Below are 19,890 nucleotides of genomic sequence, written 5' to 3'. Positions count from 1 at the left end.
ACAAACCTCGACCGTCCGCGAAACGAGCCGTCCCTACCTTGGAGGAACAACATCCCCCGAAGGAGGTAACCCGTGACTGTTGACCGCACCGTTGATGCCGTATCCGCCAGCGCACAGCCCGGCCCTACCCGCACCACTGACGCCCCTGCCCTTGAATTCCGCCCCGGCCGCTGGATCGCCAACTGGGACGCCGAGAACAAGGAGCAGTGGGAGGCCGCAGGCCGGGCCATCGCCCGCCGCAACCTGAACTGGTCAATCTTCGCCGAGTTCCTCGGCTTCGTCGTCTGGCAGCTGTGGTCCATCGTGGTGGTCCAACTCCCCGCTGCAGGCTTTACCTTCTCCACCTCGGAAATCTTCTGGCTCATCTCCATGCCAAGCCTGGTGGGTGCCACCCTCCGCATTCCCTACACGTTCATGGTCCCCCGCTTCGGCGGCCGCAACTGGACTATCGTGTCCGCCCTGCTGCTCCTGATCCCCTCCACCGGGCTGGCCCTCTGCGTCTCGAATCCGGGCACGCCGTTCGGCGTCATGCTCCTGGTGGCTGCCCTGGCCGGCTTCGGCGGCGGCAACTTCGCCAGCTCCATGGCCAACATCACGTTCTTCTACCCGGCCCGGGAAAAAGGCTGGGCGCTGGGCCTGAACGCCGCCGGCGGGAACCTGGGCGCCGCCGTCGCACAGCTTGCCGTTCCCATCGTCATCACCCTCCTCGCTGCCGGCACCGTCAACCTGCCTATGGCCGGCTGGATGTGGGTCCCGTTCATCCTGCTGGCAGCATTCGGCGCCTTCAAGTACATGAACAACCTCACCAGCGCCAAAGGCGACGTAGCCGGTTCGGTCGCGGCGCTGAAGGAACCGCACCTGTGGATCATGGCCCTGCTGTACATCGGCACCTTCGGCTCCTTCATCGGCTTCGCCGGCGTGTTCCCCAAGCTCATCAAGGACTACTTCCCCGCGTTCTCCTCCATCGGAGTGGGGACCGTGGCCCTGTCCCTGGCCTTCCTCGGCCCCTTGGTGGGTTCGCTGGCCCGCCCCTACGGCGGACGCATGGCGGACCGGATGGGCGGCGCCCGGATGACCGTTGCCGCCTTCGCCTCCATGGCTGTGATCACGCTGACCATGATCTGGACCCTCCCGCTGAAGAACTTCCTGCTCTTCCTGGTCCTTTTCCTGATGCTGTTCACCGCCAGCGGCTTCGGCAACGGCGCCACCTACCGGATGATCCCGGTCATCTTCGCCACGTCCAGCCGGGCTGCGCGCCAGGGTGCAAGCTCCGTGGCCACCCAGCGGCTCGCATCCTCCGCCCTCGGCCTGATCTCGGCGATCGGCGCCTACGGCGGCTTCGTGATCCCACAGGTGCTCAATGCCTCCAGCACCGCCAGCGGCTCCTACACTCCGGCCTTCTACGGATTCGTCGGTGCGTATGTCCTCATGCTGGTGGTCTGCTGGACCTGCTACATCCGCAACGCCGGCCGGAACGCGATGGGGCACGTCTAACATGACCAAAAGCGCCGCCACGCACTGCCCCTACTGCGCCCTGCAGTGCGCCATGACGCTCACGTCCCCCGCGGACCTGGCCCCGGCTGCACAGCCGGGGCCGGGCCCCGTGCCTGCACCGGATCCCGCGCCCGCACTGGAGGTTGCCGGCCGGGATTTCCCCACCAACCGAGGCGGCCTGTGCCGCAAGGGCTGGACCTCGGCCAGCCTCCTGAACCACGCGGGCCGGATCACCGAACCCCTGTTGAAAGGCGTCGACGGCGTCCACCGGCCCATCGGCTGGGACCAGGCCCTGGACCTCGCCGCCGCGGCAGTGAAGGACGCCCGCGCCCGGTACGGTGCCGACGCCGTCGGTGTCTTCGGCGGCGGCGGCCTCACCAACGAAAAGGCCTACATGCTGGGCAAGTTCGCCCGGCTGGCCCTGGGCACCTCCCGGATCGACTACAACGGCAGGTTCTGCATGTCCTCAGCCGCCGCGGCGGGAATGCGCGCCTTCGGCGTGGACCGCGGCCTGCCCTTCCCGCTCGAAGCCCTGGACACCGCCAGCACCATCCTGATGCTCGGCTCCAACGTCGCCGAGACCATGCCGCCGTTCGTCCAGCACCTGCAGGGGGCCCGCAACGCCGGCGGCCTGGTGGTGGTGGATCCGCGGCGTTCCGCCACCGCGGCCTTCACGGCCGACGGCGCCGGGCTCCACCTGCAGCCCCTCCCGGGCACCGACCTCACCCTCCTGTTGGGCCTTTCCCACGTGGTCATCCACGAAAACCTGGCGGATGCCGCCTTTATCCAGGAGCGCACCTCGGGCTACAACGCCGTGGTCCGCAGCGTAAACGCCTTCTGGCCCGAACGCGTCCAGTCCATCACCGGTGTCCCGGCGGACCTCATCCGCGAAACCGCCCGCCTGCTCGCCGCCGGTGCCCGCGCGGGCGGCAGCTACATCCTCACCGGCCGCGGCGTGGAACAGCACGCGGACGGCACGGACACCGCCACCGCGGCCATCAACCTCAGCCTCCTGCTGGGCCTGCCCGGCTCCGCCCGCAGCGGCTACGGCACCCTCACCGGCCAGGGCAATGGCCAGGGCGGCCGGGAGCATGGCCAGAAGGCGGACCAGCTGCCCGGCTACCGGAAGATCACAGACCCCGCCGCCCGCGCACACGTCGCCGCAGTCTGGGGCGTTCCGGAGGAGACAATCCCGGGGCCCGGCCTGCCCGCAGTCCAGCTGTTGAAATCACTGGGCCAGCCCGACGGCGTCCGGTGCCTTTTCGTCCACGCCTCCAACATTGCGGTGGCGGCACCCGACGCCAACGCCGTCATCAAGGGGCTGCGGAGCCTCGACTTCCTGGTGGTGTGCGACTTCTTCCTGTCGGAAACCGCTGCGGAGGCAGACCTCATTCTTCCAGTCCTCCAGTGGGCCGAGGAGGAAGGCACCCTGACCAACCTGGAAGGCCGGGTGCTGCGCCGCCGCCGCGCCATCTCCCCTCCCGCCGGCGCCCGCAGCGAGCTCTGGATCATGGCCCGCCTGGCCGAGCGCCTGGACGCCCCCTCCACCTACAGCGAGGACCCGGAAACTGTCTTCGAGGAGCTCCGCCTGGCTTCCGCGGGCGGCCTGGCCGACTACTCCGGCATCGACTACGCCATGCTGGACCGCGGCGAGGCCGCCTACTGGCCCTACCCTGCGGGCGGCACCGGAACGCCCCGCCTGTTCAGGGACGGCTTCGCGCACCCCGACGGCAAGGCGGTCATGGTCCCGGTGGCGCCGCGCCGCCGTCGTACTCCCGCAGCTGAAGCCGCCGGGCACGCAACGGAACCCGCCGGCACAGCCATGACCCTCATCACCGGCCGCCTCCTGGAGCACTACCAATCCGGGGCCCAGACCCGCCGGGTCCCCGAGCTGGCCGCCGCGCAGCCCGAGGCTAGGATGCAGCTCCACCCCGGGGCGGCCGACGCCATGGGCATCGGCGCCGGAACGCTGGTGTCGGTGTCCAACGGGCGCGGAGAGGTGGTGTGCCGGGCGGAGCTCAGCACCGCCATCCGCCCCGAGACGGTCTTCCTGCCCTTCCACTTTCCCGGGGCCGAAAGCGCCAACCGGCTGACGGAAGCCGCGACAGATCCGGTCTCCGGGATGCCCGAGTTCAAGTTCAACACCGTATGGGTCCGGCCCGTGGCCGCACCCGAATCCGCCCGCATGCTGCAAACGACGGAGGCCTCATGAGCGAGCAGATTGTCATTGTGGGATTCGGCCCCGTGGCCGCCCGGCTGGTGGACGAGCTCCTGCCCGCCGTGCGCAGCGGACACGCCAGGCTCACGGTGGTGGGCCAGGAAGCGGAGGCCGCCTACAACCGCGTCCTGGTGGCCGACCTGGGCGTGGGCCGGACCACCGCTGACGCCCTCGCCCTCGCCGACAGCGCCGAGCTGGTTGCGGAGGGCGTGGACGTCCGGCTGGGCGTCCGGGTTAGGCGCGTGGACCGGGCACGGCAGCAGGTGGCTCTGTCCGACGGCGCGTCCGTGCACTACGACCGGCTGGTGTTTGCCACCGGATCCCGGCCCGTGATCCCCAACCTCACCGGCATCAATCCGGACCCCTCCTCCCCCGTGCTGCCTGCCGGCGTCACGGCCTTGCGCGACCTGCGCGACGCGGAAGTGCTGCGGCAGGCCGTGGCGGGCGGCAAGCGCGTGGTGGTCCTGGGCGGCGGCGTCCTCGGCTTGGAAACGGCGCTGGCGGCCGCGGAGGAAGGCGCCACGGTCACCGTGGTCCACAACGGCCCGCACCCGCTGGGCCGCAGCATCGACCGCGGCGGCGGGGCCGTCCTGGCTGCGGGGCTGCGGCGCTGCGGCGTCCGCGTGGCCGGCAACGCCCGGTCCACCGGCGTTGAGCACAACGCGCCCGACGGCGGGTTCTCGGCTTTGCTGCTCGACGACGGCTCAGCGATCGACGGCGACCTCCTGGTCATCTCCTGCGGCGTCCGTCCGCGGACGGAGCTGGCCGAGGGGTGCGGGCTGTCCACCGGCACCGGGATCCTGGTGGACCACCGGCTGCGGGCCCATCACGAGCCGCATATCTTCGCCATTGGCGACTGCGCAGAGGTGCGCTGCCCGGATCCCCGCTGCGCAGCCTGCCGCAACGCCAAGGGTCCCTCCGGCCTGGTGGGTCCTGGATGGCGGCAGGCCGAATGGCTGGCAGGTTACCTCACCCTGTTGGCCGAAGGGGCGGAAGCGGAAGCCGACGTGCTCCCCGCGCTGGCTCCCGAACAGCCCGGCGTCGTGGTCCTGAAAGCCCGGGGCATGAACCTGGCCGTGGCCGGGGACAACGCCGCCGAACCGTGGGACGAGGAAGCCCTCACGGCCGGAGCGGTCAACGGCAGGCCGCGCCTGCAGATCGCCCAGTGGGCGGATCCGGAGCACGGCCGGTACGTCAAGATGACCACCCGCGGCGGCGTGCTGGAAGGCCTGGTGGCGGTGGGCATGCCCCGGACCGCCGCCGAACTCGTGGGGCTTTTTGAGCGGGGTGCCGAGCTTCCCGCCGACCGGTCACTGCTCCTGCGCCTGGATGGACCGGACCAGCTGCCCGGGGGCGGGGCTGCCGATCCCGCGGGCACCGTCTGCCGGTGCGCGGGGGTCAGCGGGGCGGCCATCGCTGCCGCCGCAACCGGCGGCTGCTCCACCGTGGCGGACGTTTCCAAGTCCACCCGCGCGGGCACCGGCTGCGGCGGCTGCCATGAGGACATCAAGGGGCTCATCGAACAGCACTTCTCCCCAGCCTTGCCCTAACCTCGCAAACTCGGCCAGGGAACCCGACGGCCGCGGCCCCAGGCGGCCGCGGCCTGGCAGCTGCGGGGCTTTGGCCCCTTGGCGTCGGGATTCCACAGGGCTTGAATGGTCCCAGGATTCCACTGTCAGCAGGAGGCACCGACGTCCTTGCCCATCATCCTGGCCCTCGCCGCCGTGGTGGCCGCCGCCGTGGCCGGAGCGGTCCTGGCCCGGGAGAAGGATCCGCAGCGCCGGGCCGGTGCACTGGTGAAAATAGGCGCGGCACTGATGACTGTCTTCACCGTGGCCGCCGTGGCTTTCATCAGCGGCGACGCCTTGGATCAGCCCGGCGGGATGGCGGGGCTAATGGCGGTCCTGTCCTGGTTTGCTCCAATGGTGGTCCTTGCGGCCCTCGCCTGGTTCCGGCCGGCCGGGGCTTCTCTCCTCCTGGTGGCGCTGGCCGCGCTGCTCGTCGCGGTCTGCGTGTGGTTCGCCCTCGATCCGGCGGCGGCCCGCAGCATCCAGGACTCGAACGGGCCGGTGGTGGCCGTCGGCGTTGTCGCCTTGGCCTTCCCGGCCTCCGTTCTGGGATTGAAGCGGACCGGCGCAGCTGGCTGGCTGCTGCTGGTATTGGGCGCGTTGCCATTAGTCATCACGCTCCTGGCCCGGTCAGGGCCTGCGGCCTCGCTTGCGGCGGCAGGTGTGGTCCCGGTGATCAGCGGCTTTGCCTACCTGTTGGCCGCACGGCTGGCCCGGCCGGGTTCGGAACCCCGGAAAGCCCGGTCAGTCCCGGCCTAGGCATTCTCCGGGCGCCCCCGCGGCCCGGGAACCGCCGACTGGCTCTTGACGGCGGCGTCCGCACAGCATGTGATGGACGGGACTGGCCCGCGCCCGTCCTCCGGGCCGGACGCCTGCCGTTCGGAACAAACGAAAGGACCCACCCATGTCCCTGCTCGACCCTGCCCTCTGGGAAGGCAAGATCTACCTCAACGGCTGGCGGGCGGGCGGCGGCGGTACCGGCACCAGCATGGAGCCGGCTACCGGTGGGCAGCTGGGCAGTTACGGCATCGCGTCCGTCGCGGACGTCCGCGAAGCCGCATCCGCTGCCGCGAAGGCACAAAAGGAATGGGCCGCCCGCAACCCCGAGGACCGGGCCGCGGTGCTGCGCCGCGCCGGGCAGCTCTGGGAAGAGCACGCAGCCGAGGTCCAGGACTGGATCGTGCGCGAATCCGGCGGCATTCCGCCCAAGGCAGCGCTGGAAACGCATATCGCAGCCAACGAATGCTATGACGCCTCGGCGCTGCCCTCGCTCCCTGCCGGGAACGTCCTCACGTCCAACGAAAACCGCTGGTCCTTTGCCCGTCGCCGTCCGGTAGGCGTCGTCTCCATCATCGCGCCGTTCAACTTCCCCTTGATCCTTTCCATCCGCGCCGTGGCCCCTGCCCTGGCGCTCGGCAACGGCGTGCTGCTCAAGCCAGACCCCCGGACAGCGGTCTGCGGCGGCGTGACCCTGATGCGTATCTTCGAGGAGGCAGGCCTTCCGCAAGGCCTGCTTTCCCTGCTGCCCGGCGGCGCGGACATCGGGGCCGCCGTCGTCGAAGCTCCCGAAGTCCGTGTCATCGCTTTTACAGGCTCGACGGCGGCCGGCCGGAAGATCGGTGAAACGGCCGGGCGGCTGCTGAAGCGCGCCCACCTTGAGCTCGGCGGCAACAACGCGCTCATTGTGCTCCCGGGCGCCGACCTGGCCAAGGCGGCCTCTGCGGCGGCGTTCGGCTCCTTCATGCACCAGGGCCAGATCTGCATGGCCGCCGGACGCCACATCGTGCATGAGGACATCTACGACGACTACGTCGCCGCGCTGTCGGAGAAGGCTGCCCACCTGCCTGTGGGCGATCCGAAGAGCGGCACCGTGGCACTGGGGCCGGTGATTGACGAACGGCAACTGCAGCGGGTGGACGGGATCGTCCAGGATGCGGTGCGGGCCGGCGCCCGGCTGGCCGCCGGCGGCACCCACGATGGCCGGTTCTACCAGCCGGCAGTGCTGGTTGACCTGGATACCGGCAGCCCCGCCTGGAAGGACGAAATCTTCGGCCCGGTAGCCCCGGTGATGAAGTTCTCCACCGTGGATGAGGCCGTGGCGCTGGCCAACGATAATGAGTACGGCCTCTCGATCGGGATCCTGGGCGACGTCGGACTGGCCATGACCATCGCCGACCGGCTGGACTCCGGGAAGGTCCACATCAACGAACAAACCGTTTCGGACGAGGCGAACTCGCCCTTCGGCGGCACGAAGAACTCCGGCAACGGCTCGCGGATCGGCGGCCACCACGCCAACATGGAGTCTTTCACCGAGATCCAGTGGCTCACCATGCGGCCGGACATTGCCCCATACCCGTTCTAGGAGCAGGCCTCCTGCGTCCTTGCACCCTATGCGGGCGCCCCCGCGTTGGGCGGCGTCAGAACACAACGCCCCGTACCAGGCCGATGAGTTGTTCCTTCGTTTGCGCCGCCGATGGCCCGGTTGGGGAGATGAGGACCTGCGCGGTGAAAGTGGCCAGGTTCTGTCCCCTGACCACTTGGAGGGACAGGATGGTAATGGGCACATCTCCGGCCGGACGCAGCGACTTGGGACCGGCCTGTTCGGTACCCGTGAAGAACGTTGCCCTGTCGCCGATGCCATCAATCACCTCGCCTCCCCTGCCCGGGATGCCCAGTACCGTTCCCGCAGCCTTGAGGACTTCGATCGAGAAGACCATCGAGTCCGGGCCCGGCGTGCCAGGGGTGGCAAACGTATAGCGGCAGCTGGCCTCACCAGGCAGGAGCTGCGGCTCCGTGGTTGCCCCGAATGCCTGCTTGACCTGGCCGGGATCGAGCAGGGCGCAGACTGCATTGTTGGTTGTGGCCGGTGGACCCACCGGCGGAGCGGCCGGAACTTTGAGTTCTGTTCCGTTGCCCCAGCCGGCGTCCACAACAGCCTGCGACAGCGTACGGGCCATTGCGTCGCCGTCGGGCGCCATGCCTCCGTTCATGGGCGGCCCGGTGACGTAAGGCATTTCAAGGACCTCGCTGCCCCGGACGGCGGTCAGGACCACGTTCGCGGAGGCACCGCCGGCCTCGCCGCGGAAGTACCCCGTCCACTGCAGGCAGGCGAAGTCGCCGATGCCCATGACGGGTGAACAGTCGGAGGTTGCCTTCGCTTTGTCGATGTCCCCGGCCAAGGCCGGGGACGTCAGTGCAACCGAAAGGCCGGTCATGCCCCGCTCGGCCGACTTGTTCGAATAGGTGCACAGGTAGGCCTTGCTTCCCGGGGGCCGCTGCTGGCTGTTCTGGCCCATCGGCACCAGCCCGGGATCCACCTTCGCGGCGATCTCCGGGGTGATGAGGTTGCAGGCCGGGCTGCCCTTGCCTGGTTCAGGGGACGGCCCCTGGGTCGGGTTGTTCGGGGTGGACGGTCCGGCACAGGAAGCGAGGACCAGCCCGAGCACAGCAACCGCGACCGCGATTCTGAGCCGTCTGAGCCGGCCCACCAATATCTGCACAGCAACCATGGCATCAGTGTGGCGGTGCACGCCGCCGGCCCCAAGGGTCCAAAGTACCGGACCAGGGAACGGTGCCGACGGCGGGGTGCGGCATACACAGTCAGACGCCGAAGAGCCGTCCCGCCACGAGATAGGTTCCGTAGAGACCCGCCGCCAGGAGGACGCCCAGATAGGCGAGCACGAGCCGCGTGTCGCGCAGGAAGCATTTGGACCGTGCCAGGCCCCGCCGTCTTGCCTTCCAGTAGCCGGCGAATCCGAGGGCGGCAAAGGCGACGAGCGCGACGGGACCGGCCAGCCACCCCAGCAGCGCAATGGTGGCAAAGATGCATAGCCGGAGCGGATCGTAGGGTGCCTGGCCGGTGGGTGCGGCGGTGCCCGGACCTTGCGGGGTGGAGTGTGCTGCGGCGTGCCTGCGCACCAGTTGGGACGGCTGGGGTCCGCCGGCAATGCGCCGGGCATCAGAGGCCTGGTCCATGGATCCTCCCTAGGCCTGGCGCACGGGGAGCAGCCGGACTCCGGTCGCCGTGCTCATCCGCTGCTGCGCCAGCGCCGGCCATGCCTGGACGGCGCAGAAGGGCGCGCACTGGTGCTCCCCGTCGTCGCCCTTGGTGCCGACGTGGACGCAGCACTGCGTGAGCCGTTCCTCGATCATGGTGGACATGTCCATGAAGGGCTTGACCATGATCCTGGTGACCCGCTCGGCGAGGAGCCGGCGCAGGCGCTGCTGCTGGCCGGGCAGCTTGCCGGCGGCCAGGGTGGTCAGCGTTCCGATGCCAAGATCGCACTGAGTGCAGATGTTCTTCCAAAGATCCATGGTCCGTGGGTGCGACAGGGACGACTGCTCACTCAGCAGGTCCAGCAGCGAGGTTTTCATCAGGTTCCGCAGTTCCAGCGGAATGGCGCTGTCAGCAATCCTGTTGGCGATGCTGTCAGGATTGAGTTCGAGCCACGCCAGCAATTGGTCGTGGCCGATGAGAGCCGCCAGGGAACGCCAGGTGCCGGCGTCATCCTTGAGCATGTAGCCCACCGATGCGCAGTGTGGATGGGAGCACGGCAGTGCCGTGAGGTCGTGCCACGAGACCACGCCCCCGGTCTGTGACTCAAGCCTGTCCAGGACGCCTGTGTGCGTGAGCCGGTCCAGGGGATCGATGCCGTGCCCGCGCCCGGAACCAAACACGGGCTGCAGCGCAACGCCGCCCACGAACGGGGTCTCCAGCGCACGCATCACCACGTCACCGATCTCACTGTCATTGACGCCCAGGGATGCCGTCATGGTCAGGGTTGTGAAGATCCCGGCCGCGGACAGCCGGGAGATGGCCGCGTCCTTGTAGCGGGTCAGGTCGCCGCCCCGGTGGTGGATTGAGGCCTCCCTGGAAGAGCCGTCGTATTGGAGGTACACCTCCACGCGGTCACGGTGCCGCGCCAACAGGGCAAGCAGTTCATCGTCAGTGGCAATCAGCATGCCGTTGCTGTTCACCATGATCCGCACGATCGGCCGGGCCATGAGTTCGTCCAGCAGTTCCGCCAGGTACGGGTACAGCGTTGGTTCACCGCCGGACAACATCAGCACATCGAGGCGGTCGTTCTCGCGTGCCAGGCGGGTATCGATATTGGCCAGCACCTCCTCCAGCGGAGCCACGCCCTGCAGTTGCGGTCCGGAGGCGGTGAAGCAGGTGGGGCACTTCAGGTTGCAGTGCTCGATGATGTCCTGGAGCAGGATGCAGGTGTGCTGGGTCTGCATGGCGGGAAGCCCGTAGGCATACGCCTCGGGGATGGGACGGAAATTGCCTGCCCGGTCAGGAACGTGCTGCTTGGTGGGGGCCTGCCATTTCTCCAGGTAGCTGAGGATCTCCGGGGACTCGTCGTAGAGCGTGCGGACCAATCCGTGGTCCGGGCAGCCGCGTTCAAGCCACACCCGCCCGTCGCGGATCAGCAGCGCCCCGGACAGCCGGCGGACCTCGCTGAGTGGAGGGTTGGTTTCGTGGCAACGGGGGCAGAACGCCGTGACGTACCGGTGGATCCGGTCACCCCGCAGCGGCTGGCCTGGCCCTGGCAGCTCTCTCGACCTCATTGATCAGTGCTCCTCTTCTCAGATTCGGGCCTGTGCAAGGACACCCACGCACAGTCCCCCGCCGAGCAACAGGAAGATGCCCAGCCCAAGCAGCATCCCCGCCCCGGTCAACGCAGTGCGGTGACTGACGGCAAGGACAATTGCCACTCCCAGGTACACGGCGATGGGGACGAATGCGGCGGGGCCGGCGAAGATGCTGTTTCCCCATGCCACCGGTGGACTGATGGTTGGTGCTCCGATGCCGATTGTTGCCCACAGGTACAGGATGTACAGCGCCAGGGCGCCGAAGACGGTTCCGGCCCCCAGGTAGCCACGCCGCGGTTCCCGATGCCCGGGCGGTGGGGGCTCCTCCGCCGGTGGCGGCGGCTCCTCCCAGTAGTTGTCCATTTTCAAGCCCGGACCTGGACAAGGAAGCTGATGCAGAGGCCCCCGCCGAGCAGGACAAAAGCGCCCAGGCCGATCAGCAGCCCCGCCCCCCAAAGGGACGTCCGGCGCCGTACTGCGAGCACGATCGCCACTGCGAGGTACAGGACGATGGGAATGAAGGCGGCGGGCACGGCGAGGAAGGCCACAGACCAGGCATAAGGCCCTTGGGCCATCGTTCCGAGCACATAAACCGCGTATAGAACCACGGCGCCAACCAGGGCCCCCAAACCCAGGGACCCACCCCGTGGTTGGTTGTCCGGCGGCGGAAGAGGAGGCTGCCCACCGGGGGTTTCTTCGCTCATGCCACGGTTCCTTCCAGTTCGGCGCGGACCGGCTTCCGGAACACGCGCCGGACGCGCCAGGCCAGCAACGGAAGGACCGCCAGCAGGAACAGTTGGGGCCGGCTCAGGCCAAGCCAGAGGACCTCGTTTCCGCGGACGAACTCGACGAAGAACCTGAAGACGGCATAGGCGCTGACGAAACAAATGAAGAGGTCACCGGGATGGGGCAGGGCGTCCCGGTAGCGCCACATCAGGGCGAAGGCGCCCAGGTGGAAGGCGATCTCGTAGGCGAAGGAGGGATGGAGGGCCACTCCCGCCGGTGCGCCGGCCAACGCAGCCTGGGCAGGGGTGAGGACAATCCCCCAGGCACCGCCGGTCGGGGTGCCCGGGAGTTCGGTGAGCAGGCAGCCCACGCGCCCGATAACCATTGCAAGGGCCACGGCAGGCGCCAGCAGGTCTCCCGTGGACTCCTTGTAACCGGTGAGGCGCTTGCCAAGGTGGACGCCGAACCAGGCACCCACCAGGCCGGCAAGGATGCTCCTGTCTCCGTTGCCCCACCAGTCGGCCAGGGAAACCTGCCGCGAGATGTCCCACGTGAGGACCCGCGACCCGATGGCGCCAAACGCCACGGCGAAACCGGCGATGGGCCACAAGCGGGGGTCGGTGAGGCCACGGCGGCGCTTCTCAAAGGCGTAGAACAAGAGGGCTGCACCGATGCCCAGCCCCACCATGCCGGCATGCACCAGCGCATTTCCCGCCAGGGGAAGCCCAATCATGGGCAGAGTGTAACAACGGAACGCGCACCGAATGCGGGCCCTTCGGCCCTTACATGTGGACGTGCAGGCGGCGGGCTGCCTCGGAGATGGATCCGGTGAGCGACGGGTACACCGTGAACGTACTTGCGACGTCGTCCACGTGCAGCTTCTGCTTGACGGCAATGGAGATGGGGAAGATCAGCTCCGAGGCGTTGGGGCCCACCACCACGCCGCCAATGACAGTGCCCGAACCCTTCCGCGCGAAGATCTTCACGAACCCGTCCTTGGCGTTGCGCATCTTGGCGCGGGCGTTGCTGCGCAGGGAGAGCTTGATGACGTCGGCCTGGTACTTACCGGACTCGATCTCGGCCTCGGAGACGCCCACGTTCGCGATTTCCGGTGACGTGAAGATATTGGAGGCCACCTGGTGGAGCTTGAGCGGGGTGACGCCGTCGCCCATGAAGTGTGCCACCGCGATGCGTCCCTGCATGGCAGCAACCGAGGCGAGCGGCAGGACCCCGGTGCAGTCACCGGCGGCGTAGACGTTCGGGGCCGTGGTGCGGGAGACGCCGTCGACCTTAATGTGGCCGCTTTCGCTGACGGCCACGCCCGCCTTCTCCAGGCCGATCCCCGCGGTGTTGGGGATGGAGCCAAGGCACAGGAGGCAGTGGCTGCCCGTCACCTTGGTGCCGTCGGAGAGGGTGACCACCACGCCGTCGTCCGTGCGTTCCACGGTTTGGGCACGGGAGCGGGACAGGACCCGCACACCGCGGCGTTCGAAGACTTCCTCCAGGACGACGGCGGCGTCGACGTCCGAGCCGGGCAGCACGCGGTCGCGGCTGGAAACCAGCGTGACCTTGGAGCCCAGGCCGTTGTAAGCGGATGCGAATTCAGCGCCGGTGACGCCGGACCCCACCACGATGAGCTCCTCGGGCAGCTCGTCAAGGTTGTAAATCTGGGTCCAGTTCAGGATCCGTTCACCGTCCGGACGTGCCGTTTCCAGCTCGCGGGGGTGCGCACCGACGGCCAGCAGGATGGTGTCGGCCTCGACGGTCTCGGAGCCGTCAGCGGTCAGGACCTCGATCCGGTGGCTGTCAAGGAGCCGTCCTGAGCCTTCGATGATCCGCACGCCCTGCTTCTCCAGGCCGTCGCGGATATCCCGGGACTGGTTGCGGGCGAGGTTCAGGAGGCGGTGGTTGATGTGCTTGAGGTCGGCGTGCATCACCGGGACGAAGTCGCCGCCGTCGACGTCGAACTTCACTCCCAGCTCGCCGGCCTCTGCAACCCGGGTCATCAGGTCAGCCGTGGCAATGAGGGTCTTGGAGGGGACTACGTCGGTCAGCACCGCGGATCCGCCGAGCCCGGCACGCTCGATCACGGTGACCGTTGCCCCCAGCGAGGCGGCCACCATGGCAGCTTCGTATCCGCCGGGACCACCTCCCAGGATTGCGATCCGGGGGGAACTGAAATCTGGATGCGTAGTCACAGTCATCCATTCTCTCCCATTGACGGCCCGACCACCAAGAAATCAAGGTGCTTTCCGGGCCTGCCGTGACCGGGGCAACAGGGGCGGCAGGATAACTTGTACTGGTGAGTACAACAGACTTCCTGAACACCGACCCGTTCGCCGCCGCCCGCGCCGCCGCGGACTACATCGCGGAAGAAACGGGCGTGGACCGCCACGACACCGCCCTGGTCCTTGGCTCCGGGTGGGGCGAAGCCGCCGACCTGATCGGCGAGACAACCGCCACCCTGTCAGCAGAGGAAGTCCCCGGCTTCCACGCCCCGGCCGTGGAGGGCCATGTGGGCACCATCCGTTCCATCCTGACCAAGGAAGGAAAACGGGCACTGGTCCTGGGCGCCCGCACGCACTACTACGAGGGCAAGGGCGTCCGCGCCGTGGTGCACGGTATCCGCACCGCAGCCGCCGCCGGGTGCAACACCCTGGTCCTGACCAACGGCTGCGGCGGCCTCAACGAGGACTGGACCCCCGGCACGCCGGTCCTGATCCGGGACCACATCAACCTCACCGCCGCCTCACCGCTGGAAGGCGCCACCTTCGTGGACCTGACAGACCTCTATTCGCCCAGGATCCGCGGGCTGGCCCGGGAAGTGGACCCCACCCTGGACGAGGGCGTCTACGCACAGTTCCCCGGCCCCCACTACGAAACCCCTGCCGAGGTGCAGTACGCCAAGCGGATCGGCGCGGACCTGATCGGGATGTCGACGGCGCTGGAGGCCATCGCGGGGCGTCATGCCGGCATGGAAGTGTTCGGCATTTCACTGGTCACCAACCTTGCGGCAGGCATCAGCCCCCAGCCGCTCAGCCACCAGGAAGTCATCGAGTCCGGCCAGGCGGCGGGCCCGCGCATTTCCAGGCTGCTGGCCGGCATCATCGCCCGGCTCTAGCGGGCCAGCCGCCCGGGGTGCGCCACGTGGGCGGGCAATGACGATAGCGTTATGCCCATGACGTCTTCCGATGCCGAACTTCGCCTGCTCGCCGAAGCCCGCGAATGGGCTGCCCAGGACCCGGACCCCGCAACGAAGGCATCGCTCCTCGAGCTGGTCCGCCTTGCGGAGGACGGCGACCCGGCGGCCCGGCAGGAACTGGAAGACAGCTTCCGCGGCACACTGCAGTTCGGCACCGCGGGACTGCGGGCCGCGCTGGGCCCCGGGCCGAACCGGATGAACCGGGTGGTGGTCCGCCGCGCAGCTGCCGGACTCGCGGCGTTCCTGGTGGACGCGGTAGCCAAGGCTGCCGCGGGCACCCGGCCGCGCGCCGTCGTCGGCTATGACGCCCGCCACAACTCGGACATCTTTGCGGTCGAAACCGCCGCGATCTTCACCGCTGCCGGCGTCGAGACGTTCATGCTGCCGGCAGCCCTCCCCACTCCCCTGCTGGCCTATGCCGTCCGCGCCCTGGACTGCGACGGCGGCGTCATGGTCACGGCCAGCCACAATCCTCCGCAGGACAACGGGTACAAGGTGTACTTGGGGCGGCACGCCGTGCCGGCAGATGGCGACGGCGCCCAGATCGTGGCACCGTACGACGCCGAAATCGCCGCGCGCATCAGCGCCGTGGGGACCCTGGACTCCATCGCGCTGGCAGCAGATGGCTGGACTGTCCTGGACAGTTCGCTCGCCGCCAACTACCAGCGGTCGACGGCGGCACTCGCCATGCCCGGCCGCTTTCCGGCACGGGACCTCCGGATTGTCCTGACACCGCTTCACGGCGTGGGCGGCGGAACAGCGCAGGAAGTCCTGAAGGCGGCAGGTTTCACGGACGTCACCGTGGTGGCCGAACAGGCCGACCCGGACCCCGATTTCCCCACGGTCAGCTTCCCCAACCCGGAGGAACCCGGAGCACTGGACCTTGCCCTGGAAGCAGCGGAACGGCTGGACGCCGACCTCGTCATCGCCAACGACCCCGACGCGGACCGGGCTGCCGTGGCGGCAAAGGACCCCGATACCGGGGCGTGGCGCATGCTCCGGGGCGACGAAGTAGGCTCCCTGCTGGGCGCCCACATGGTGGCCCGGCTCGCCGACGGTGACACCGCAGTGGAGACGGACGGCCGCGGCGTGTTCGCCAATTCGATTGTTTCCTCGCGCCTGCTGGCACGGATCGCCGCGGCGGCCGGGCTGGCCCACGAGGAGACTTTGACCGGATTCAAGTGGATTTCCCGGGTCCCCGGGCTGGTCTACGGCTATGAGGAGGCGCTGGGCTACTGTGTGGCGCCGGAGCAGGTCAAGGACAAGGACGGCATTTCCGCCGCAGTCCTGATTGCCGAACTCGCAGCCACCGCCAAAGCCGCAGGCAAGACGGTCTTCGACACCCTGGACGAGCTGTACCTCCAGCACGGCCTGCACGCCAGCGACCAGCTCAGCATCAGGGTCGCCGACCTGGGACTGCTGGACGCCATGATGAACCGCCTGCGGGTTTCCCCGCCGGAGTCGTTCGGGCAGTCGGCCGTGGAGGTCTTCACGGACCTGGCCGAAGGCAGCGCGCAGCTGCCGCCCACCGAGGGCCTGCTCTACATCACCCGGAACCTGACCCGCGTGATCATCCGGCCCAGCGGCACCGAACCGAAGCTCAAGTGCTACCTGGAGGTCATCCACCAGGTGGGTTCCGCGGCGGAGCTCCCGGCGGCACGCCAGGCGGCACGCGCGTCGCTGGATGAGGTCCGCCACGACGTCAGCGAGGCACTGGGCCTGTAGCCGGCCCCAGCCACCAGAGGGTGCCGGGCTTCCTGCACGCCCGGCACCTGCTCTTTTGTTTCTATGGGTCCCCCGGCGTCAGAGCTGCACCTCGACGACGCCGTCCCTGACGCGGGTGCCGAAGGCTGCCAGCCGCAGGCCCGGGGCGGTGAAGCATTCACCGGTTTCGAGGTCATAGACCTCCTTGTGCAACGGTGAGGAGATGGTGGGGCGGTTCCCCTTGGAACCGAGGATGCCGCGGGCCATGACGTGGGCTCCCGTGGCCGGGTCCTGGTGCGCCACGGCGAAGACTTCGCTGGGGCCGGTGCGGAAGAGCGCCACCTGGCGGCCTGCCACCAGCGCTGCCTCACCCCATGCCGGTTCGAGGTCATCCACCATGCAGACACGGTGCCAGCCGGTCCCGAACCCGGCGGTGTCTGATTCGGCGGCGAGCGCCCCAAGTTCAAGTGTTGCCGTCATGTCCGGCTCCTTTCCCTGTGCCTGTTGTCCCTTGCATTGGCAGCTTTTGCGGCCGTGTCCCACGCTATGGTCCGGGTGTTTCAAAGGGGTGCGGTGAATGTGTCCGGCGCGTAAAAGAGACCTAACGCGGGCGGAAATGCGTTCGTGATGCAGAAGTTAAGTTGACGAAACAATTGGGAAACTGAGGCGAAACTGCCCCTTCCTAGGCTGGAGGCACAAGCTGCAGAGCACCGTCTGCGGCCCATGCGAAAGGCCCACAGTGACCGAACAGACTTCAAGCACAGAGACACCGCGCCGCATCGTCGTCGCCGGCGGCGGCCCCGCGGCCCACCGTTTTGCGGACGCCATGCATGCCCGCGGCCTCGACGGCTGGCATGTCACGGTCCTCACCGAGGAAGCGCACCTCCCCTACGACCGGGTGGCACTTTCCAAGGCCCTCACCGATGCCGGCGTGGACCTGACCCTGGGTACCGCTTCCATGTGGGACCACGGGTCATTGGCCCTGAAGACCGGCGAGCGCGTCGTGAAGGTCAACACCGACGCCAGGACCGTGGAGACGGCCGCCGGCAACACGTACGAATATGACGAACTGGTGGTGGCCACGGGCTCGGACGCTGTGCGCCTGCCCATCCCCGGCGGTGAGCACGCCCACGTGTACCGGACGCTCGAGGACGTGTGGGCCATCAACAAGGCCATTGCCGAACTGACGGCAAAACTCGGCCGCAAGATCAACGCGGTGACCATCGGCGGCGGGCTCCTGGGCCTCGAGTCGGCCGCCGGCACCGAGCAGCTCGGCGCCACCCCCGTGGTCATCAACGGTGCGCCCTGGCTCATGAACACGCAGCTGGACGAGGGCGCCGGCCAGGCCCTGGGCCGGCTCATCGCGGCCAAGGGCTTCGAAGTCCACGGCGGCGTGTTCCCGTCCGAAATTCTGACGGACGACGACGGCCAGGTCACCGGAGTCCTGATGGCTGACGAGCGCGTCATCCCGGCAGACCTGGTGATTGTCGCCGTCGGCGTCAAACCCCGCGACGAACTCTTCCGCGCCGCTGAGGGCGAAGACCAGCTCTTCAGCCTGGGCCCCCGCGGCGGGGTGGTCATCAACGATTTCTGCGCCACCGAAGTACCGGGCATCTGGGCCATAGGCGAGGTGGCCAACTTCGGCGGCATGTGCCTTGGCCTGGTGGCCCCCGCGAACACCATGGCCGAGATCGTGGCCGACCGGCTCCACGGCGGCGACGCCACGTTCCCCGGCTTCGACACCGCCACCAAACTCAAGCTCTCCGGCGTGGACGTTGCCAGCTTCGGCGACGCCTTCGCCCGGACCGAACGCGCCCTGGAAATCGTCTACGCCGACCCCGCCCGCGGGGTCTACCAGAAGATCGTCACCACCGATGACGCCAAAACCCTCCTGGGGGGCATCTTCGTCGGCGACGCCTCGCCGTACATGAGCCTGCGCCCGCTCCTGGGCCGCGAACTTCCGGCCGAGCCCGGCGCCTTCCTCTCCGCGGCGGGCGGCGGCGAGGCTCCCGAAACCGAGCTTCCCGACGACGCCACCCTGTGCTCCTGCAACAACGTCACCGCGGGGACGATCCGCGACGCCATCAACGGCTGCGGCGCCTGCGAGGGCAATGCCCCCGTCCAGGAACTCGGTGAGCTGAAGGGCTGCACCCGCGCCGGCACCCAGTGCGGCTCCTGTGTGCCGATGCTGAAGAAGCTGCTGGAAACCGAGCTGACCAAGTCCGGCGTCGAGGTCTCCAAGGCCCTGTGCGAGCACATTGAACTGTCCCGGCAGGAGCTGTTCGATGCCATCCGCGTCCTGGAGCTGACCTCCTTCGAGGAGATCATGGCCAAGTACGGCACCGGCGCGGGCTGCGACATCTGCAAGCCCACCATCGCCAACATCCTGGCCAGCCAGAACAGCGCCTACGTCCTGGACGCCGGCCGCGGCACGCTGCAGGACACCAACGACCGCGCCCTGGCCAACATGCAGAAGGACGGCACCTACTCGGTGGTCCCCCGCATCGCGGGCGGCGAGATCACTCCGAAGAAGCTCGGCGTCATCGCCGCCGTCGCCGAAAAATACAACCTGTACACCAAGATCACCGGCGGCCAGCGGATCGACATGTTCGGCGCCCGGCTGGAACAGCTCCCGGAGATCTGGAAGGAACTGGTGGACGCCGGTTTTGAATCCGGCCAGGCCTACGGCAAGAGCCTGCGCACCGTGAAGTCCTGCGTCGGCTCCACCTGGTGCCGGTTCGGTGTCCAGGACTCGGTGGCCATGGCCATCCAGCTGGAGCTGCGCTACCGCGGCCTGCGGAGCCCGCACAAGCTCAAGATGGGCGTCTCCGGCTGCGCCCGCGAATGCGCCGAGGCCCGCGGCAAGGACGTGGGCGTCATCGCCACCGCCGACGGCTGGAACCTCTACGTCGGCGGCAACGGCGGGGCCACCCCCGCCCACGCCCAGCTGCTGGCCAAGGACCTGGACGACGAAACCCTGATCAAGTACATCGACCGCTACTTCATGTACTACATCCGCACGGCCGACCGCCTGCAGCGCACGGCCCGCTGGCAGGAAGAGCTCGACGGCGGCATCAAGCACGTCGAGGACGTGGTGGTGAAGGACACCCTGGGCATCGCCGAGGACCTGGAAGCCGCGATGGCCAAGCACGTGGACACGTACGTGGATGAATGGGCCGACACCCTCAAGGACCCCGAACGCCTGCGCCGGTTCCGTTCCTTCGTCAACGCACCCGACCAAAAGGACGACTCCATCACCTTCGTCCCGGATGAGCGCGGCCAGATGCGCCCCGCCACCCCGGAGGAAAAAGGCAAGGTCCTGATCGGTGCTTCCATCCCGGTCCGCTCCGCCACCACGGACACCCCTGGAAACGAGGCATAAC

General features: G+C 68.5%; 16 protein-coding genes. 8 read left to right on the top strand and 8 right to left on the bottom strand.

Features of this window, described 5'->3' with window-relative positions; genetic code table 11:
• Positions 1–72 precede the first annotated feature (72 nt).
• From NIBR502770_RS03815 to NIBR502770_RS03795, 5 genes are all read left to right on the top strand, one after another.
• A complete protein-coding gene (locus NIBR502770_RS03815) occupies positions 73–1,494 on the top strand; it encodes an MFS transporter (protein ID WP_141181080.1) in 1,422 nt (473 codons plus the stop codon).
• 1 nt (position 1,495) lies between these two features.
• Entirely contained in the window at positions 1,496–3,706 is a 2,211-nt protein-coding gene (locus NIBR502770_RS03810) for a molybdopterin oxidoreductase family protein (RefSeq protein WP_141181079.1), read from the top strand.
• Complete coding sequence (locus NIBR502770_RS03805; protein ID WP_141181078.1) at positions 3,703–5,262, top strand: FAD-dependent oxidoreductase; 1,560 nt, start codon at positions 3,703–3,705, stop codon at positions 5,260–5,262. Before NIBR502770_RS03810 ends, NIBR502770_RS03805 begins: the two co-directional genes overlap by 4 nt.
• A gap of 147 nt (positions 5,263–5,409) precedes the next feature.
• A complete protein-coding gene (locus tag NIBR502770_RS03800; RefSeq protein ID WP_141161111.1) occupies positions 5,410–6,039 on the top strand; it encodes a hypothetical protein in 630 nt (209 codons plus the stop codon).
• A 145-nt stretch (positions 6,040–6,184) separates the two neighbouring features.
• The gene (locus tag NIBR502770_RS03795) at positions 6,185–7,642 is read left to right on the top strand and encodes a benzaldehyde dehydrogenase (protein ID WP_141181077.1); all 1,458 of its coding nucleotides are present in this window, start codon (positions 6,185–6,187) and stop codon (positions 7,640–7,642) included.
• A gap of 55 nt (positions 7,643–7,697) precedes the next feature.
• Here NIBR502770_RS03795 and NIBR502770_RS03790 read toward each other — a convergent pair whose 3' ends face one another.
• The 7 genes from NIBR502770_RS03790 to NIBR502770_RS03760 all read right to left on the bottom strand — a co-directional run bounded on the left by NIBR502770_RS03790 (position 7,698) and on the right by NIBR502770_RS03760 (position 13,799).
• Positions 7,698–8,789 carry a hypothetical protein gene (locus NIBR502770_RS03790; protein WP_141181076.1) on the bottom strand — a complete coding sequence of 364 codons (1,092 nt, stop codon included), beginning with the start codon at positions 8,787–8,789 and terminating at the stop codon, positions 7,698–7,700.
• A gap of 91 nt (positions 8,790–8,880) precedes the next feature.
• A complete protein-coding gene (locus tag NIBR502770_RS03785; RefSeq protein ID WP_141181075.1) occupies positions 8,881–9,255 on the bottom strand; it encodes a hypothetical protein in 375 nt (124 codons plus the stop codon).
• A gap of 9 nt (positions 9,256–9,264) precedes the next feature.
• Entirely contained in the window at positions 9,265–10,851 is a 1,587-nt protein-coding gene (locus NIBR502770_RS03780) for a radical SAM protein (protein ID WP_141181074.1), read from the bottom strand.
• Between the two features lie 18 nt (positions 10,852–10,869).
• The gene (locus tag NIBR502770_RS03775; RefSeq protein WP_246857388.1) at positions 10,870–11,238 is read right to left on the bottom strand and encodes a hypothetical protein; all 369 of its coding nucleotides are present in this window, start codon (positions 11,236–11,238) and stop codon (positions 10,870–10,872) included.
• A gap of 2 nt (positions 11,239–11,240) precedes the next feature.
• Positions 11,241–11,579, bottom strand: a complete 339-nt coding sequence (locus NIBR502770_RS03770) for a hypothetical protein (protein ID WP_141181073.1) — start codon at positions 11,577–11,579, stop codon at positions 11,241–11,243.
• A complete protein-coding gene (locus tag NIBR502770_RS03765; protein ID WP_141181072.1) occupies positions 11,576–12,334 on the bottom strand; it encodes a prolipoprotein diacylglyceryl transferase in 759 nt (252 codons plus the stop codon). The genes NIBR502770_RS03770 and NIBR502770_RS03765 overlap by 4 nt, the downstream gene beginning before the upstream one ends.
• A 49-nt stretch (positions 12,335–12,383) precedes the next feature.
• Positions 12,384–13,799 carry an NAD(P)H-quinone dehydrogenase gene (locus tag NIBR502770_RS03760; RefSeq protein WP_141181071.1) on the bottom strand — a complete coding sequence of 472 codons (1,416 nt, stop codon included), beginning with the start codon at positions 13,797–13,799 and terminating at the stop codon, positions 12,384–12,386.
• Positions 13,800–13,903: 104 nt separating this feature from the next.
• Here NIBR502770_RS03760 and NIBR502770_RS03755 point away from each other — a divergent pair, with 104 nt between their 5' ends.
• Together NIBR502770_RS03755 and NIBR502770_RS03750 are read left to right on the top strand one after the other, a co-directional pair.
• A complete protein-coding gene (locus NIBR502770_RS03755) occupies positions 13,904–14,722 on the top strand; it encodes a purine-nucleoside phosphorylase (protein ID WP_141181070.1) in 819 nt (272 codons plus the stop codon).
• A 57-nt stretch (positions 14,723–14,779) separates the two neighbouring features.
• On the top strand, positions 14,780–16,528 hold the full coding sequence (locus tag NIBR502770_RS03750) for a phospho-sugar mutase (protein ID WP_210418909.1): 1,749 nt from the start codon (positions 14,780–14,782) through the stop codon (positions 16,526–16,528).
• A 78-nt stretch (positions 16,529–16,606) separates the two neighbouring features.
• On the opposite strand, the gene nirD is transcribed toward NIBR502770_RS03750, so the two are convergent.
• Positions 16,607–16,987: a nitrite reductase small subunit NirD gene (gene nirD, locus NIBR502770_RS03745; protein WP_141181068.1), complete on the bottom strand. Its 381-nt coding sequence runs from the start codon at positions 16,985–16,987 to the stop codon at positions 16,607–16,609.
• Positions 16,988–17,246: 259 nt separating this feature from the next.
• On the opposite strand from nirD, the gene nirB reads away from it, so the two are divergent.
• The gene (gene nirB, locus NIBR502770_RS03740; protein ID WP_141181067.1) at positions 17,247–19,889 is read left to right on the top strand and encodes a nitrite reductase large subunit NirB; all 2,643 of its coding nucleotides are present in this window, start codon (positions 17,247–17,249) and stop codon (positions 19,887–19,889) included.
• Position 19,890: the final 1 nt, after the last annotated feature.

The organism is Pseudarthrobacter sp. NIBRBAC000502770, from assembly GCF_006517815.1.
Lineage (GTDB): Bacteria > Actinomycetota > Actinomycetes > Actinomycetales > Micrococcaceae > Arthrobacter > Arthrobacter niigatensis.
Note: the sequence above shows the minus strand (reverse complement) of the source record. Positions and strands in the feature narration are given on the sequence as shown.

Excerpts from the sequence above, each read along its gene's own strand:
- NIBR502770_RS03765 (WP_141181072.1), bottom strand. The coding sequence starts at position 12,334 with ATGATTGGGCTTCCCCTGGCGGGAAATGCGCTGGTGCATGCCGGCATG.
- NIBR502770_RS03805 (WP_141181078.1), top strand. The coding sequence starts at position 3,703 with ATGAGCGAGCAGATTGTCATTGTGGGATTCGGCCCCGTGGCCGCCCGG.
- NIBR502770_RS03750 (WP_210418909.1), top strand. The coding sequence starts at position 14,780 with ATGACGTCTTCCGATGCCGAACTTCGCCTGCTCGCCGAAGCCCGCGAA.
- nirD (WP_141181068.1), bottom strand. The coding sequence starts at position 16,987 with ATGACGGCAACACTTGAACTTGGGGCGCTCGCCGCCGAATCAGACACC.
- NIBR502770_RS03795 (WP_141181077.1), top strand. The coding sequence starts at position 6,185 with ATGTCCCTGCTCGACCCTGCCCTCTGGGAAGGCAAGATCTACCTCAAC.
- NIBR502770_RS03780 (WP_141181074.1), bottom strand. The coding sequence starts at position 10,851 with ATGAGGTCGAGAGAGCTGCCAGGGCCAGGCCAGCCGCTGCGGGGTGAC.
- NIBR502770_RS03785 (WP_141181075.1), bottom strand. The coding sequence starts at position 9,255 with ATGGACCAGGCCTCTGATGCCCGGCGCATTGCCGGCGGACCCCAGCCG.
- NIBR502770_RS03775 (WP_246857388.1), bottom strand. The coding sequence starts at position 11,238 with ATGGACAACTACTGGGAGGAGCCGCCGCCACCGGCGGAGGAGCCCCCA.
- NIBR502770_RS03790 (WP_141181076.1), bottom strand. The coding sequence starts at position 8,789 with ATGGTTGCTGTGCAGATATTGGTGGGCCGGCTCAGACGGCTCAGAATC.
- NIBR502770_RS03770 (WP_141181073.1), bottom strand. The coding sequence starts at position 11,579 with ATGAGCGAAGAAACCCCCGGTGGGCAGCCTCCTCTTCCGCCGCCGGAC.
- NIBR502770_RS03810 (WP_141181079.1), top strand. The coding sequence starts at position 1,496 with ATGACCAAAAGCGCCGCCACGCACTGCCCCTACTGCGCCCTGCAGTGC.